Below are 15,685 nucleotides of genomic sequence, written 5' to 3' on the forward strand. Positions count from 1 at the left end.
TATACCAATTACTAAAATATTATATTATGAACAATTCAGATTACAACAAAGCGGAAAATGCAGTAGATCAAACAAAAAATTCTCTAAAAAATGCAGCGGATGAAGCAAAATGGAAGATCAGTGACTTAGCAGATAAGGCTAAAGATTATATCAATGAAAAAAGAAAAAATGATCAGGAGGCTACTCAGGAAGACTGGTTAGATAGAGTGAAGTCAAACGTTTCTGATGCTTGGGAAGATATTAAAGACAAAGCGGATGAAGCATGGGAAAAGACCAAAGATGCCGCTGAAGATGTAAAGGCAGAATGGAGAAAGAAAACCAATTAATGGATTAAGTTAGTTTAAAAATAATGACCGGTGCCGGAAGGTTCCGGTCATTATTCTTTGGGTTTAATAGTTTATTTGTATTCTATTTTTTATGGATCTCTCAGTCTTCCATAAAATAATAGGAAATAAGGAAGTCAATTTTTAATATAAAATTCTTCGGCCTTCCATTTTTATTATTTCCTGATTAACCATCTTTTTAACAGTTCTGATTACCGTTTCTACTCTCAAACCGGTAAGGTCAGCAATTTGCTGACGGGTAAGTTCTACAGGAAAGCACTGCTGGCAGTCTCCATCATGATAACTTTTTAGATAGTCCAATAGCCCCTTAAGGCGCTGGATGGGATCTGCTGAAGCCATATTACGCACCATTAAACTGTTATAATATAGCCTTTGCGATAAACACATATTCATTTCCAGAGAAAGATCAGGATGGGTTTTAAGCATTTCCATGAAATTATTTTTAGGCATCCTCACCAGTTCTGTGGCCTGTAAACTTACAGCATTGGTGGGATAAAGTTTTTCGATGAACAGTAATGGGTCTCCAAAACTTTGATTTTTGCCCAGGATGTTATGAATAAATTCTTTCCCGTTTTCAGTAAACGTGTTTAGCTTTACTTTGCCACTGATAATCTGAAAATAATATTGCGAATGCTCACCTTCTTTGAAAATGAACTCCTTAGGCTTGCATATCACGGTTTCACCTCCGAATGAATAAAGGATGTTTACATCAATATTCATACAGCTTATTGTCTTTCTCATAGGTTGTTTTTTTCTGAAATTAGAGTTTTTTTCTTAAAATATTATAAACAGTTTCAATCCCTGTGCCATTGATTTTTTTTCATGTGAAATGTGGTATGGAATTCTTAAGGATTATCATTTAAAAATTAATGTTTTTCGGAATATTGTGAGTATTTTTGAAGCTAAAATATCCGTAACTAATTATTGATTTTAACTTCTATGATTTTAATTGTTGATGATAACCAAAGTAACCTATATTCACTTCAGAAATTACTCGAATCTAAGGATTTTCAGGTCGAAACGGCCGGTTCAGGTGAAGAGGCTCTTGGTAAAGCACTGAAAAAAGACTATGCCTTAATTATTTTAGATGTTCAGATGCCGGATATGGACGGCTTTGAAGTGGCCGAAACACTTTCGGATTACAGCAAAACGAAAGATGTACCTATCATATTTTTATCAGCTGTCAATACAGATAAAAAATTTATCACACAAGGTTATGCTTCCGGTGCTAAAGATTATGTTACCAAACCTGTAGATCCCGAAATACTTTTGCTTAAAGTAAAAACATTTTATAACCTTCAGGAGCAGAATCTTGCCATGAAAAAAACACAGCAGAATCTTGAACTTGAAGTGAAGGGGAGAAGAGAATCCCAGGTTACTATGAAATCCCAGATAGATCACTTTCATCTGATGCTGGAATCCCTTCCTCAGATTGCATTTACCCTTAATGGGGATGGAATTGTGGATTTTGTAAATGGTAAATGGTATCAATATTCCGACACAGAACAGAATTTTCCCGAAACACATCCTGATGATCGCGATATAAAAGAAGAATTGGAGAGATGCAGAAAGAAAGGGAAAGCACTGGAATTAGAAATCAGGATTAAAAATATTATTTCAGGTAAGTACCGTTACCATTTATTGAGAATAACACCTGTATACGATGAAAACCGTATTAAAAACTGGGTAGGAACATTTACTGATATTGACGATCAGAAAAAAGTAGAAAAGGAAAAAGATGAGTTTTTAAGTATTGCGAGCCATGAGTTAAAAACTCCATTAACCAGTATTAAAGCATACGTTCAGCTATTGGAAAGAAAGCTGAAATTAGATAAAGAAAGTCCGGAAGCAGGATTTGTTACTAAAGTTCAGGGACAGATTGAAAAATTAAATACCCTGATAACAGATCTTCTGGACGTATCAAAAATTGAAAATGGCAAACTTAAAATTAATAAAAAGCCCGTTAATCTGGAAAGTGTCATCAGTAATGCGGTTGAAACAATATTACAGACCCACGATGACCAAATGGTAAGAATTGAACGCCACGGAACAAAACCTGATATTTTAATCCCGTTGGATGAGATTCGTATCGAGCAGGTACTCATTAATTTTCTTACAAATGCTATTAAGTATTCGCCTGACAATAACCAGGTAATTGTGACAACATTTGTAGATAAAGAAGCCCAGGAAGTCAGAGTAAATGTGACTGACTTTGGAATTGGAATTCCCGATTTTAAACAGGATGCCGTATTTAAAAAATTCTATCGTGTAGAAGAATCGTCATTGCAGTTCCAGGGAATGGGAATCGGACTGTTTATATGTGCTGAAATTATCAAACAGCATCATGGAAGTGTTGGTGTTTCCAGTATTGTAGATGAAGGGTCTACATTTTATTTTACTCTACCTTTAAACTAATTTTCATGCCGAAAAAAATTATACGAAACCTTCAGTTTGGAATAGGACTTTCTCTTCTGATTTTAATAGCGAGTTCAGTGGCCTCATACTGGAGTATCCAGAATCAGATGAACCACCGTGAAAGCCTTTCTCAAAGCAGACGTTCTGTGACGGCAGTGAAAGATATTCTGGTGGCACTTCTGGATGCTGAAACCGGAAACAGAGGTTTTCAGCTGACCGGGAGGGAAGATTTTCTGGAGCCTTATAAACGTGGGATGAGAGAATATTCCCAAGCTTTAGTGCTTGCAGAGTCATTAGGAGTAAAGGATAAAAACCAGCAGGAAAGACTGGCTGGATTGAAGATAGCAGTCAGCCAGGTGATGGATCATCTGAAAAATCTGGTGGAAAACAGACGGCGAGGAATCATAATGACCCAGCAGCAGATTGTAACAGGTAAGGCTTATATGGACGAATGCCGTAAAATTGTAAGAGATTTTGTACAATATGAAGAGAATCAGGTTGAAATTAAAAATAAAGATTTAGCACGTTCATCAGAAACAACAGTGATTTTTATTGTTTTTTCTGCATTGGCCGCAGTAGTGGTAACTGCATTTTTCTATTTTAAAATGCGTGCAGATCTTATCAGAAGAGATGAACTTGAGAAAATGCTGAGAGATAAAGATCAGGAAATGACACGCCGTGTAAGTGCCATTCGGAAAATTGCAAACAGAGTGGCCAATGGTGATTACAGTGAGAAAGCAGTGGATAACTCGGAGGATGATCTTGGGGAGCTTGTAGAATCCCTGAATCATATGACCGAATCCCTGAAAACATCTTTTGATAAAATTAATAAAAGCGACTGGCGTCAGAAAGGCCTTGCTTTACTGAATGAATCCCTGGTGGGCAACAAATCAGTACAGGAAGTGTCCAACAAGGCTTTATATCAGTTGATTGAATATGGAAACTGCATCAACGGTTCGTTATATCTTTTTGACGAAGGTATTCTAAAGCTCAATAAAGCATTTGGATTAGAAACCAATATGAAAAGAACTTTTGAACCTGGAGAAGGAATGGTAGGGCAGTCTTTCCTGAATGCTAAAACACAGGTATATAATAATCTTCATGAAGATGATTTTGTAGTAACCTTTGCCAGCAGTACCATTAAAATCTATGGCATAATTCTGATCCCTATTTTCGCAGACGGACATGCTATTGGCGTACTTGAATTAGGATCCACCTCCAATTTTGAGGAAGACCGGATAAGTTATTTTGAGGAGTGTTGTATAAATATAGGAATAGCCCTTAATGCTGCCAAAGGAAGAGAAAAAGAACAACAACTCCTGGAAGAAACCCAGGCTCAGTCTGAAGAATTACAGGTACAGCACTCTGAGCTTGAAAATCTCAATACCGAATTGGAAGCGCAGACACAAAAGCTTCAGGCTTCAGAAGAAGAGCTAAAAGTACAGCAGGAAGAACTGATGCAGGCCAATGCAGAATTGGAAGAGCGCTCACGATTGCTGGAAGAAAAAAATCATTTAATAGCAGAGCGGAATAATGAAATTCAGAAAAAAGTAGAGGAACTGGCACTCAGCACCAAATATAAGTCTGAATTTTTAGCGAATATGTCTCACGAATTACGGACTCCTCTTAATTCTATCCTTCTTTTATCAAGGTTAATGGCAGAAAATCCGGATGAAAATCTTAATGAAGATCAGGTAGAATCTGCCAGAGTTATTCAAAGTTCAGGAACCAGTTTATTAACCTTAATAGATGAAATTCTTGACCTGGCAAAAATAGAATCCGGTAAAATGACTCTGGAATACCAGAAAGTGACAGTTGAAGACATCGTAAAAGATCTGAAAAGTCTTTTCAATCCTGTATTTCAGGAGAAAGCACTTCCATTCAATATTCAGATTGATTCAGATGTACAGAAAGTGATTGAAAGCGACCGTCTCAAAATTGATCAGGTCTTAAGAAACCTGTTGTCCAATGCTTTAAAATTTACAACGAAAGGAAGCATTGATTTACATATCAAAAAACATTCTGAAAAGCCTGAATTTATTATATTCTCAGTAAAAGATACGGGTATTGGCATTGCGGCAGATAAACAGAAAATTATCTTTGAAGCATTCCAGCAGGCTGATGGCTCTACAAAAAGAAAATTCGGAGGTACCGGTCTGGGACTTTCAATAAGCCGTGAAATTGCAAGACTTTTAGGGGGTGAACTAGATCTGGAAAGTGAAGTGGACAAAGGAAGTGAATTTATTTTCATTATTCCTGTACATCCGGCAGCTAAAATCGTTCATTCCGATACTGATCAGGACCTGGTGGAAATCATTCGCGAAGATGTTGAAGAAATCCACAATATCCTTGACAAAGGAGAAACAGTTCAGGTAAATACCTTAAAAATACCTGAAGATGTGGAGGATGACAGAGAGAATATTCAGGAAGGGGATAAAATTATCCTTATTATTGAAGATGATACCAATTTTGCAAAAGCTTTACTGAAATATGCCCATTTACAGAACTATAAAGGGATTGTGGTGGTAAGAGGCGACTATGCCCTTTCTGCGGCTCAGCAATATCATCCTCATGCAATTTTACTGGATGTTCAGCTTCCTGTAAAAGATGGATGGGAAGTTATGGATGAACTCAAGTCGGACCCTGATGTGAAGCATATTCCTGTCCATATGATGTCTGCCCTTCATGTGAAAAAAGAAAGTCTTATGAAAGGTGCGGTTGATTTTATTAATAAGCCTGTGGCTCTCGATAAAATGACTGATGTATTTAAGAAAATTGAAGAAGCATTACAAAAGGGACCTCAAAAAGTTTTGATTGTTGAGGAAAATGCCAAACATGCCAATGCATTGTCTTATTTTCTGAGTAATTTCAATATTTCCTTATCGGTGGAACACAATGTTGAAGATAGCGTAAAAGCACTTACTTCAAATCTTGTTGATTGTGTCATCCTGGATGTTGGGACTGCAAAAGGAAATGATTACCATATTATTGAATCCATCAAAAGCTATGAGGGACTGGAGAATCTCCCAATTATTATTTTTACTGAACATCATTTATCTAAAGAAGAAGAGCTTAACATAAAACAATATGCAGATTCTATTGTTGTAAAAACGGCACATTCTTATCAAAGAGTTTTGGATGAAGTAGGGTTATTCTTACATCTGGTGGAAGAAAAAAAATGGTTCATCTGAAAATAACAGAGGGAGGATGCTGGGTTCTTTAACGGAAGTGCTGAGTGGAAAAAAAATATTGATTACCGATGATGATGTGCGCAATATCTTTTCTTTAACTAAAGCCCTTGAAAAATATAAAGTTGAAGTAATTGTAGCCATGGATGGTAAGCATGCCCTTGAGCAGATTAACCAAAATCCTGATGTAGATGTTGTTTTAATGGATATGATGATGCCGGAAATGGATGGTTATGAAACCATTAAAGTAATAAGAAAAATGCCGGCGTTTAAAAAACTGCCTATTATAGCTATTACTGCTAAATCTATGATCGGAGAGCGTGAAAAATGTATTACGGCAGGAGCTTCTGACTATATCTCAAAACCAGTAGATATTGATCAGTTATTATCGCTCCTTCGTGTTTGGATGTATGAAAGTTAAACAGATAAAATTCTGATGGATAAGAAAATCTTAATTGTGGATGATGACCCACGCAATATATTTGCATTGAAATTAACTCTTAAAGCGCGTGGATATGCAGTTGAATCTTGTACAATGGCCCAGGAGGCCCTGGAAATACTGAAATCCGGATCCGCGTCTTATATCGTTCTCATGGATATGATGATGCCGGGAATAGATGGTTATGAAGCAGTCCGGATGATAAGGAGTACTCCCGAAATCAGACATGTTCCTGTAATTGCGGTAACAGCACAGGCGATGCCCGAAGACCGTGAGAAATGTATGGAAGCAGGAGCAGATGATTACGTATCAAAACCAATTGATGTTGATCTTTTAATAGTAGCAATAGAAAAAATTTCATAGATGCTGGAACCAAGTATCGTAAAAGATGAAGAAATAGAATATCTGATCAGAGATGTCTACGAGCTTTATGGCTATGACTTTTCAGGCTATAGCAGAGCTTCGTTTAAAAGAAGAGTAAATCGTATTTGCCTTTTAGACAGGTTTACAAGCTTTGCAGAGCTTAGATATACCATTATCAATGATATTGAATATTTAAAACGTTTTGTAGAGGAAGTTACGGTGAATGTTACAGAAATGTTCAGAGATCCCTCTTTTTTAAAGCCTTACGGGAGAAAATATTACCTCAGTTAGGTACCTATCCGCTGATCAGGATATGGATTGCAGGATGCTCAACAGGAGAGGAAGCTTATTCTATAGCGATTCTGCTGAAAGAAGCCGGTCTTTATAATAAGTCACTGATTTATGGTACTGATTTGAATCCTGCCGTTCTTGAAACGGCAAGAGCAGGGGTTTTTCCTCTACAGCAGATGAAACTTTATTCAGAAAACTATATGCTTTCCGGTGGAGTAAAAGATTTTTCTGATTATTATACTGCCAATTATGACAGCGTAAGATTTGATAAAAGCTTGCAGGAAAAGCTGATTTTATCAACTCACAACCTTGTATCTGACAGCTCTTTTAATAGTTTTCAACTGATTATATGCAGAAATGTACTGATTTATTTTGACAGGGATCTTCAGGAAAGAGTTTTCAGACTTTTTGATAACAGTCTGGAAAATTTGGGCTTTCTTGCACTGGGAGCAAAAGAAACCCTGCGGTTTTCTACTATTGACAAGAATTATCATCAGATTGAAGATCAGAAAATCTGGAAAAAAATTGACCATCATTAATATTTGCTGCGATGAAATCACAAAAAAATACGGAATTAATTATTATCGGAGGATCAGCAGGAAGTCTTCAGGTTATTATTGAAATGATTAAAAATCTGGATGATGAAATTCCTATTCCCATCTTATTGGTGATTCATCGTAAAGCACAATCTGGAGATATTCTCAGGACTTTACTGCAGCAGTTTACAAGAATACCAGTTGTAGAGGTTGAAGATAAAACAGAACTGAAAGAGAATACCATATATATTGTTCCTGCTGATTATCACTTATTGTTTGAGAATAATAAAAATATGTCATTAGACAGCTCTGAGAAAATGAATTATTCTCGTCCTTCCATAGATGTGACATTCAGATCTGCAGCAGAGATCTACGGGGAATATGTAATTGGGGTTCTTTTGTCGGGAGCTAATGCTGATGGAGTAGAAGGGTTAAGTTATATCAAAAAGCATCATGGAAAAGTCTGGATTCAGGATCCTGAAACAGCAGAAGTGGATTATATGCCCAGACATGCTATAGAAGAAATTGATTATGATTTAATTATCACACCTGGTACTTTAGCAAGTTATATAAAACAATTATAATATTTAAGAATATAAATAATCTAAATAAGATGAGTAAAAAGAAAATTTTAATTTTTGATGATGATACAGCTATTTTAGAAGTGATCACCATCATATTTGAAGAAAACGGATATGATGTCAAAATCTCAGAAACATCACACGATATTCTTGAGAAAGTAGCAGATTATCAGCCGGATGTCATTTTGATGGATAACTGGATTCCAAAAATCGGAGGGGTTGAAGCAACAAAACTTCTTAAAAGCACGGAAGCTTTTAAACACATTCCGGTAATTTATGTTACAGCCAATAATGATATTGTTGCTTTAGCATCAGAAGCGAAGGCTGATGATTATGTTTCAAAACCATTTAATCTGGATGATCTTGAAACAATGGTAGCAAAGCACATAAAAGAACAAGTCTGATAGATATCAAACAGTTCATCAATAAAATCTCTCAAACACTTGAGAGATTTTATTTTTCTTCAAGGCATGTTACCAACTGATTTTTTGTTAACGAACGGGTATTGATTTGCTGAATTAAAGAAGATAAAAAAAGGTATAATGATGGATTTTCTATGATTTTATCGGAAAATGTTCTGACAAGTATTAATTTTTTTGAAACAACATTCTGTACAACCACATATTCGTTGTTGACATTGATATCAATATTCAACTCCTTTTTAATAACCAAACTGAAGTATTCATCAATTAACTTTTTATCGTTGTTTAAATGCAATGGTTCGGTTTTGATTCGGTCCATGACGACTATTTTATTGTTTATTTTTAAACAAGTTTTATGCCGTAGATAACATATAAGATCAATAAATAAAGCAATTGTCTCCTGTAAATTCTTTGGAAATTTTTGATTTTTTATGAAATGGATCATTTCATTTTTCTTACTATTGCTATTAAACTCTGGTAAGTGAATTGGAAATCATATCCAATTTTCGTTTTGATGACAGTATCCCATTAAGTGAAATCTTGATTCATATAATTTCTGGAACTCGGATTATCTCCAGGAACATTTATACCTGATAAAATCTTGTGTCCTAAATAGAATAGTAAGTGAACTGAGTCTTTTGGAATATGAAGCTGTAAATTATAGGAATTAATCAATTCATATTTCCATTTATATAATAGGCAATGATTCATCATTTCTTGTAAATCATTATTTAAAAGCGCAAGTGTTACGGTGATTTCGTTATTGCTTAATTCTTGCTGAGACAGCTCCATTGCTAGTTTTATTTTTTTGATGAATTAACAAGCAGTATGCCATAATACAGGCTCATAATTAAATGTGGTATTTATTTTTTAACAACCTGTTACAATTAATATGTACCTTTAATAAAACTAGTTTAAAATATCATTTTGATATTCAACCTCCTAATGCCCTTGGAGGTTTTTTCATACCACAAAAAGAACGATTTCCTTAAACAGTGATCTAATTGGCACGTCCATTGTTAATATATAAAAGAGTTTTGAAGAAGAAAACTTGTTTAACACCACTCGCATAACTTATATTTCGTTTTGAAATTTTGCCTCCCTATTGACACGGGAGGCTTTTTTATTATGAGTCTGGAAATTTTTTGTGCATCTTTTAATATGTCAGGTTATGTTGTGGTATACATGTTTTATTTAATGCATATTTACTTATCTCTGATGAAGTGTATGGTTTCAGAATAAACTATTAATTGATATAAATATATCTGAGGTTGTCACATGGAAATCTAATCCGCCAGGAAATAGTCAGGAAGATAAAAAAACTCCTAATTTAGTTTGGTCTATTTTTCCTAAATTGATGGACTATAAATAATGAAATCAGACGATCAATATCACCACTATAGACTGCCTGTTCCAAAAGAATTTGAGACGGTGTTTTCTCATTTCTATTTTGCAGAAAACAATTCAACCGGTTCAATAACCAAAACTTTGCTGCCATCTTTTCAGACTATCATGGTGTTCAATTTCGGTACTAAAGCCCGGTTGGTTTCCAGTGTGCAAAATGAAATTGAAGTAGATAGGTGTATCGTACTTGGCCCAATAAAGTCTGCTTTTGAATATACCCTTACCTCCGGATCGCAAATTTTAGTTGCTAATTTCAAAGATGATGCTTTTTATCGCTTTTTTGGTCAAGCATTTCTTTCTGACCATCTGCCAATAGATCCTGATGAAGCAATGGAAGAAAATTGTTTTACTTATTTGTGGCATCAATTAAATGACATCCCAAACATTTCAGATAAAGTAGATTGTATTCTCGATTTTTGTAGACCCTATTTAAAAATACAGGACTCTACTTCCGCTTTGCTGGCTAATTTTAAAGATGACACCCTAAATCCAATCAAAACTATTGCAGAAGAAACCGGACAGACGGAAAGGAATGTACAATTGATGCACAAAAAGCATTTTGGATACAGTGCCAAAGAAGTTAGCCGATATAAGCGTTTTTTAAAAGCAATCAGACAGATAGAACAAGTTCTTTTGTCGTCGAAAAATGTAGATTGGTTTGAAGTTGTAGATGCATGCGGATATTATGACCAAAGCCAGCTTATCCACGATTTTAAGCATTTCATTAATCTTTCTCCTAAACATTTTGTAAGATTCCAGCAAGATATTTGTCAGGCTTCAGCAGAGTAGCCTTTTCGTTTTCTTACAATTTTCCCGCTTGCGATCATCCTACTTTTGTTTTGTTCAATTACTTAAAAACAAACAAAATGAAACATCTTATTATTTATGCCCATCCTAATAAGGCAAGTTTAAATCATCTATTTAAACAAACGGTTGAAGAAACATTACTGCAACAAAAGCATGAAGTTGTAATCAGGGATTTATACCAGCTTAATTTTGATCCGGTGTTATCCCTTGAAGACATGGACGGACAACGCAGAGGTATCGTTAATGAAGCCATCAGAACTGAGCAGGAATATATTGCCTGGGCAGAAGTGGTAACATTTATTTATCCGATATGGTGGACAGGGATGCCGGGCATTATGAAAGGGTATATTGATCGGGTATTTAGCTATGGGTTTGCCTATCGTTATGACAAGGGTGTGCAAAAAGGACTGCTGGCTGGCAAAGCCGCTTACATTATCAATTCGCATGGAAAATCAAAGTCGGAATACCAGGAAATAGGAATGGATAACGCTCTAAAGCTCACTTCAGATACAGGTATCTATACGTATTGCGGCTTCGACATCAAACAGCATTTCTTTTTTGATCGCGCCGACCGTGCCACCGCAGAGACTATAGAATCATGGAAAGCGGAAATAATTGATGGCTATGCTATTAATAAACTTCATGATAAAATAGAAGAGGAAATCAAAAAAGAAATACCTCATCGACAAAAAATAGCAGGTATGGAATAATACCCAAGCCTTCTTTTCAGAAGGCTTTTTTGTTATATTTGCGAAAAATTAATAACGATGCCCATCCCAAAGATTCCATAGGCTTATTGTAGTTGAAAGATTCTGTCTCGGCATTTCCGCCATTGTCAATATGAAATTTAAAAATAACTATGAAATTAACGCTGAAAATATTGAAGTTTACGGGTAAACTTATAATAGGAATTCTAATATTATTACTGCTCTCCGGGATGTGTTACCGATTATTGAGTTCAAAACCAGTTCCACCAGGTCAATTAGTTAATGTGAATGGAACCAACATTCATGTGAGGGTAGAAGGTGAAAAGAAATCATTGCCTACTATTATTATGGAAGCTGGGGCACACAGCAATACAGATATGCTGCACTGGATAGCAGAAGGGTTGAAAGACAAAACAAGAGTGATCCGATATGACAGAGATGGAAAATGGTTTAGCGAATCAAGTAATAGTGATCATATATCTCCTGAATTTTACGCACATCAGCTTCATGACTTATTAGAGAGAATTGGAGAAAAACCACCGTACATTTTGGTGGGTCATTCTATGGGAGGACCTTATAGTAGAATATTTAGGGATCTTTATCCAAACGAAGTTGAAGGAATTGTTTTCATAGATTCAAGTCATCCTGAACAATGGAAGCGATTAGCTCAGAAAGAATTGGTTCCTGAAGGGCAGGCAAAATTATTGGAAGTAGGATCTATCCTTGCAGACTTAGGCATTTTGGGTATTTATAACAAAACAATGGGTAAAGCACCGTATCAAGGTGATGGTTTACCCAAAGAATTGTATGGCCGTTCACAATTGCTCACTAATTATTCTGGTGATGTTTATCGTATGTTTTTAAGAGAGAATGAACTTACTAATGATGTGCTAAAGCGGGCTGGTAAATCAAAGGCTTTAGATTCATTACCTGTGTTGGTATTTACTGCTACAGAACAGTATAAAGAATCCCAAAAAGAAAAATACAGAAAATCAGGAATTGACCCTGAAAAACAAGTCCAATTATGGTTTGACATGCAAAAAGAACTAAAAGAGCTCTCTTCTAATGGAAAACAAATGATTATGAACGCAAGTCATAGTACGATCATTACGAAAAAGAAAATGCTGATGCAATAAATAAAGAGATCCTTTTACTCGCTGAAAATATTGGAAAGAAAAATTAGGTTTCTCGCATGAGCATCTTGTTTGTATACAGGATAAAGGTTTTTCAGAGATTTAAAGAAATGCAGTACCACAAAAAACAATAGGTACTCAATAATACACAAACCATCTTTGTTGACAATAAAATATATTAATATTTTGAAAATAGTTTTATTTAGTTATATTTGGAAATGAGAACGATATGTTCTAAAAACTAACAAACTAATAAACAACTATGAAAAATCTTAAGAAAATCACAAGAGACAGTATGAAGTCTATCAAAGGAGCAGGTCCAACTTTTTGCAGAGTGGGATATATCTATATGTGTGCTTCTATTTATGAATGTATTCCAGAGCAGGACATTTGGGACTGTGCTTGCGGATGTGTTCCTGTCACAAGAAATTTCTAACTAATTTTTATCAGAATATTCTGATTATAAAACAACTAATTAAGCCGCCTTCTCTAGGTGGCTTTTGTTATATTTGGGAAAAACGAATCAATCCAAATAGAGAAACTTTATTATTGTTATAAAAAGTCTTTAGAATTTTAGTCTTAGGCGTTATAATACAAACAGACAAAGTCTACCCTGATTTTACACAAGGTAGACTTATATATGAGATAAGTGGATTTCTTATTTTGGATATACTGATGCAATAAACTGCTTGTCAGTAGCAGATAAAACAGTATTATTACCAACACTGAATCCGTTTGTAGTCAGCGTTGAACTGATGCTATAGTGCATAATAGATAATTTATCATAAGCACTATACTGAGTTTGGGAAGTTGAATATTTTGCAAAAAGGTTATTATCTACCTGAGCCTGAGACCAGTAGTTTGGAGCTCCTGCATAATAGGCATATACTTTTGGCTTATCCCATGGAATAGCTGCCAGAGGATGCTGATGCTCGTGGATCATTCCCAGTGCATGTCCGAATTCGTGGATGGTCGTTCTGCTGAATTCTGAATCACTTGTTGAATCATTAAACCAGCCAAAGTTCATCGTTTCCTTATTGGATGCGATACTAAGAGCGTCTTTTCCTATATATGAATAAGACCCTGCGTTGGCAGTGAAGGTAACACGGATCTGTGCTGTTCCACTGGTGATAAAGTTAAATTTAATGTTGGCATATTGAGACCATTCGTTAGCATATTGCATCACTTTGTTACGAACTTTAGTAGTTCCGCCATTAAGACTTACGGTGATCACGCTGCCATTAGGCCATTTCTTACTGGTAACAACTGCTCCTTTTGAAGCCGCTCCTGGGGTATATCCTTCTCCGGGAAGATAAACATCTTTACACATATGTGTGTTTTCGAAACCTGCAGGGATATCCGCTGGGGAGATTGCTTGCAGCATAGAGAGACCTTGTTCTTGTGTAGTTTTTTCGTCTACGCTATCATTTGTAGTATTACATGATACCATAGCCATTGAAATAAAAGACCCTAATAAGAGTTTCTTGTGTAGTTTCATAATATTGTTATTTTTAATTTTGGTTCTTTTTTTTTAACGATATGAAAAGAAATCATATTGTTGGGAATTAAAACTATAATAAAAATCGATATTCTTTGCTATTTTATTTTGTAAATTTAATTTTTGTTACATCTACACAGATACTACATTTGTTCCAATAGCCCTTCCTTAAAGGAATATGATTGATGTTAAAAAATTTCATTTTAATTTTAACAAAATTCCATATTGATATTTTATAATAATTATTAGATGAATTTAAGTCAATAGAGTGCTATAAAATTATATTAAATATCTCCTTTTTTCTTAAGTATTTCTTAAAAAATCAAAATTAAGTGATTTAAATATTAAAATTTTTCTTCATTTTAATTTAATTTTAACAATTTAAGTCAATCAATAAATTCTTTTTTCTGTAATTCTTTCAGCAGAAATTCACACCAATTCAAATCATTATTTCTTCCAGAAAAAGACTTATGAAAGTTTTAAAATGAGTAAAGGAGCTCTTCTTAGAACTCCTTTAGTATTTTTCAATATATTCTTAATAAAATAATTGATGATTTGTAAGTTATTGAAACATTCTTCGCCATTTGGTCATTGTATTTCTGCTCAGCCCAAAATGTTCGGCTACCTGAAGATTATTCATTCGATGATTTTTTTGGTAATCCAGGATGCGCAGAATATCCGATTCATTGTAGGAGCGAAGTTTCTGATTCATCTTTTTAAGATTTTGGTCTTTAGTTCCAAAAACTCTATTATTCAGTTCCATAATATCCATGGCAGAAAGCATTTTTTTTTCCAATAGTTTTTCGCATTCTGTTTTTTTATGAGGGAATTTCTTCTCAATGATATCTGAATAGATTCTTTTATAATTAGGTTGACTTTGTTTTTTCATTACATTATTTAAAAATTCTGGATCTATTATCTATTTGTGAATACTTTTAGCTTTTCATTTCTGATAAGAGATTTTACATATTATGTTTTGCAATCCATTTGCATAAAGTGGTGTAGGGAATTCCATATTCATCTGTAACCTGGCGTTTAGTTTTCTCTTGCTTACCAATCAATTCCAAAATGAATTCTATCATTTCCCGGGTATAGATGTTCTTCCTGAAACGGGGAAGTTTTGAAGTCTCGGATTCCCGAACAGGAGCAGAAGGAGGAGCATAAAGGATCAAGTGTTGAGAATAGAGTCTGAAGAAATCATATTCAAGCAGTTTGCTCCATCTTAATAAAATATCGGTGGATAGGTCTTCCTGCATATACATTTCGTTGATTTCAATTTCCGTACATTTCATAAAGTTGCAGATTCGAGGTACGTCAATGTTGTTTTCTTTAACCCGTAGGTGTATGAAGTTTCCAATATGAATATTTCTAAAATTTGAATTCATAAGCTGTATTTCTTTTATAAAGGGGGGACATTATGATAGGTGATCAATTAATGCCTTACCGTTAAAATATTATTGATAGGGTATTATTATCAGTTTTTATTATTATCTAGTGTTTCAGAACCTAAAGTGTTGTGAGGATATAATGCTGCATTATTCATCAGGCATTGTATCA

18 protein-coding genes are annotated in these 15,685 nt (G+C 34.8%); 13 read left to right on the top strand and 5 right to left on the bottom strand.

Going from position 1 to position 15,685, the window contains the following annotated elements; translation table 11 throughout:
- Positions 1–26: 26 nt before the first annotated feature.
- Positions 27–326: a hypothetical protein gene (locus H5J24_RS07600; RefSeq protein WP_082811231.1), complete on the top strand. Its 300-nt coding sequence runs from the start codon at positions 27–29 to the stop codon at positions 324–326.
- Positions 327–467: 141 nt separating this feature from the next.
- Here the strand turns inward: H5J24_RS07600 and H5J24_RS07605 are convergent, their stop codons facing one another.
- Positions 468–1,085: a Crp/Fnr family transcriptional regulator gene (locus H5J24_RS07605; protein WP_228407643.1), complete on the bottom strand. Its 618-nt coding sequence runs from the start codon at positions 1,083–1,085 to the stop codon at positions 468–470.
- Positions 1,086–1,283: 198 nt separating this feature from the next.
- Between H5J24_RS07605 and H5J24_RS07610 the strand changes: the two genes are divergently transcribed.
- From H5J24_RS07610 to H5J24_RS07645, 8 genes are read left to right on the top strand one after another with little or no spacing between them, the layout of a single operon-like run.
- Complete coding sequence (locus H5J24_RS07610; RefSeq protein WP_068943690.1) at positions 1,284–2,759, top strand: hybrid sensor histidine kinase/response regulator; 1,476 nt, start codon at positions 1,284–1,286, stop codon at positions 2,757–2,759.
- 5 nt (positions 2,760–2,764) lie between these two features.
- Positions 2,765–5,950, top strand: a complete 3,186-nt coding sequence (locus tag H5J24_RS07615) for an ATP-binding protein (protein ID WP_232816181.1) — start codon at positions 2,765–2,767, stop codon at positions 5,948–5,950.
- 16 nt (positions 5,951–5,966) lie between these two features.
- On the top strand, positions 5,967–6,368 hold the full coding sequence (locus tag H5J24_RS07620; protein WP_232816182.1) for a response regulator: 402 nt from the start codon (positions 5,967–5,969) through the stop codon (positions 6,366–6,368).
- Positions 6,369–6,383: 15 nt separating this feature from the next.
- Positions 6,384–6,749, top strand: coding sequence for a response regulator (locus H5J24_RS07625; protein ID WP_068943688.1), 366 nt, complete (start codon positions 6,384–6,386; stop codon positions 6,747–6,749).
- The gene (locus H5J24_RS07630; protein WP_232816183.1) at positions 6,750–7,040 is read left to right on the top strand and encodes a protein-glutamate O-methyltransferase CheR; all 291 of its coding nucleotides are present in this window, start codon (positions 6,750–6,752) and stop codon (positions 7,038–7,040) included.
- Between the two features lie 20 nt (positions 7,041–7,060).
- On the top strand, positions 7,061–7,579 hold the full coding sequence (locus tag H5J24_RS07635) for a CheR family methyltransferase (RefSeq protein ID WP_232816368.1): 519 nt from the start codon (positions 7,061–7,063) through the stop codon (positions 7,577–7,579).
- A gap of 11 nt (positions 7,580–7,590) precedes the next feature.
- Positions 7,591–8,160 (top strand): chemotaxis protein CheB, encoded by a 570-nt coding sequence (locus H5J24_RS07640; protein WP_068943686.1) that lies wholly within the window; start codon positions 7,591–7,593, stop codon positions 8,158–8,160.
- Between the two features lie 29 nt (positions 8,161–8,189).
- Positions 8,190–8,561, top strand: a complete 372-nt coding sequence (locus tag H5J24_RS07645; protein WP_068943685.1) for a response regulator — start codon at positions 8,190–8,192, stop codon at positions 8,559–8,561.
- A gap of 49 nt (positions 8,562–8,610) precedes the next feature.
- Here the strand turns inward: H5J24_RS07645 and H5J24_RS07650 are convergent, their stop codons facing one another.
- Positions 8,611–8,898 (bottom strand): hypothetical protein, encoded by a 288-nt coding sequence (locus H5J24_RS07650; RefSeq protein WP_068943684.1) that lies wholly within the window; start codon positions 8,896–8,898, stop codon positions 8,611–8,613.
- A gap of 1,052 nt (positions 8,899–9,950) precedes the next feature.
- On the opposite strand from H5J24_RS07650, the gene H5J24_RS07655 reads away from it, so the two are divergent.
- From H5J24_RS07655 to H5J24_RS07670, 4 genes are all read left to right on the top strand, one after another.
- Positions 9,951–10,772: a helix-turn-helix domain-containing protein gene (locus H5J24_RS07655; RefSeq protein WP_068943682.1), complete on the top strand. Its 822-nt coding sequence runs from the start codon at positions 9,951–9,953 to the stop codon at positions 10,770–10,772.
- A gap of 77 nt (positions 10,773–10,849) precedes the next feature.
- Positions 10,850–11,500 carry an NAD(P)H-dependent oxidoreductase gene (locus H5J24_RS07660; RefSeq protein WP_068943681.1) on the top strand — a complete coding sequence of 217 codons (651 nt, stop codon included), beginning with the start codon at positions 10,850–10,852 and terminating at the stop codon, positions 11,498–11,500.
- A gap of 149 nt (positions 11,501–11,649) precedes the next feature.
- Positions 11,650–12,633 carry an alpha/beta fold hydrolase gene (locus H5J24_RS07665; RefSeq protein WP_232816184.1) on the top strand — a complete coding sequence of 328 codons (984 nt, stop codon included), beginning with the start codon at positions 11,650–11,652 and terminating at the stop codon, positions 12,631–12,633.
- A gap of 259 nt (positions 12,634–12,892) precedes the next feature.
- Positions 12,893–13,066 (top strand): bacteriocin-like protein, encoded by a 174-nt coding sequence (locus H5J24_RS07670; protein ID WP_167387009.1) that lies wholly within the window; start codon positions 12,893–12,895, stop codon positions 13,064–13,066.
- A gap of 222 nt (positions 13,067–13,288) precedes the next feature.
- On the opposite strand, the gene H5J24_RS07675 is transcribed toward H5J24_RS07670, so the two are convergent.
- From H5J24_RS07675 to H5J24_RS07685, 3 genes are all read right to left on the bottom strand, one after another.
- Entirely contained in the window at positions 13,289–14,128 is an 840-nt protein-coding gene (locus tag H5J24_RS07675; RefSeq protein ID WP_068943679.1) for a M12 family metallopeptidase, read from the bottom strand.
- A 562-nt stretch (positions 14,129–14,690) separates the two neighbouring features.
- A complete protein-coding gene (locus H5J24_RS07680) occupies positions 14,691–15,017 on the bottom strand; it encodes a transposase (protein ID WP_068943678.1) in 327 nt (108 codons plus the stop codon).
- Between the two features lie 73 nt (positions 15,018–15,090).
- Entirely contained in the window at positions 15,091–15,420 is a 330-nt protein-coding gene (locus H5J24_RS07685; RefSeq protein ID WP_315095458.1) for a hypothetical protein, read from the bottom strand.
- Positions 15,421–15,685: the final 265 nt, after the last annotated feature.

Origin of the sequence: Chryseobacterium capnotolerans (assembly GCF_021278965.1) — a bacterium.
Lineage (GTDB): Bacteria > Bacteroidota > Bacteroidia > Flavobacteriales > Weeksellaceae > Chryseobacterium > Chryseobacterium capnotolerans.

Coding starts and splice junctions, on each gene's coding strand:
- H5J24_RS07600 (WP_082811231.1), top strand. CDS start 27: ATGAACAATTCAGATTACAACAAAGCGGAAAATGCAGTAGATCAAACA.
- H5J24_RS07605 (WP_228407643.1), bottom strand. CDS start 1,085: ATGAGAAAGACAATAAGCTGTATGAATATTGATGTAAACATCCTTTAT.
- H5J24_RS07610 (WP_068943690.1), top strand. CDS start 1,284: ATGATTTTAATTGTTGATGATAACCAAAGTAACCTATATTCACTTCAG.
- H5J24_RS07615 (WP_232816181.1), top strand. CDS start 2,765: ATGCCGAAAAAAATTATACGAAACCTTCAGTTTGGAATAGGACTTTCT.
- H5J24_RS07620 (WP_232816182.1), top strand. CDS start 5,967: ATGCTGGGTTCTTTAACGGAAGTGCTGAGTGGAAAAAAAATATTGATT.
- H5J24_RS07625 (WP_068943688.1), top strand. CDS start 6,384: ATGGATAAGAAAATCTTAATTGTGGATGATGACCCACGCAATATATTT.
- H5J24_RS07630 (WP_232816183.1), top strand. CDS start 6,750: ATGCTGGAACCAAGTATCGTAAAAGATGAAGAAATAGAATATCTGATC.
- H5J24_RS07640 (WP_068943686.1), top strand. CDS start 7,591: ATGAAATCACAAAAAAATACGGAATTAATTATTATCGGAGGATCAGCA.
- H5J24_RS07645 (WP_068943685.1), top strand. CDS start 8,190: ATGAGTAAAAAGAAAATTTTAATTTTTGATGATGATACAGCTATTTTA.
- H5J24_RS07650 (WP_068943684.1), bottom strand. CDS start 8,898: ATGGACCGAATCAAAACCGAACCATTGCATTTAAACAACGATAAAAAG.
- H5J24_RS07655 (WP_068943682.1), top strand. CDS start 9,951: ATGAAATCAGACGATCAATATCACCACTATAGACTGCCTGTTCCAAAA.
- H5J24_RS07660 (WP_068943681.1), top strand. CDS start 10,850: ATGAAACATCTTATTATTTATGCCCATCCTAATAAGGCAAGTTTAAAT.
- H5J24_RS07665 (WP_232816184.1), top strand. CDS start 11,650: ATGAAATTAACGCTGAAAATATTGAAGTTTACGGGTAAACTTATAATA.
- H5J24_RS07670 (WP_167387009.1), top strand. CDS start 12,893: ATGAAAAATCTTAAGAAAATCACAAGAGACAGTATGAAGTCTATCAAA.
- H5J24_RS07675 (WP_068943679.1), bottom strand. CDS start 14,128: ATGAAACTACACAAGAAACTCTTATTAGGGTCTTTTATTTCAATGGCT.
- H5J24_RS07680 (WP_068943678.1), bottom strand. CDS start 15,017: ATGAAAAAACAAAGTCAACCTAATTATAAAAGAATCTATTCAGATATC.
- H5J24_RS07685 (WP_315095458.1), bottom strand. CDS start 15,420: ATGAAATGTACGGAAATTGAAATCAACGAAATGTATATGCAGGAAGAC.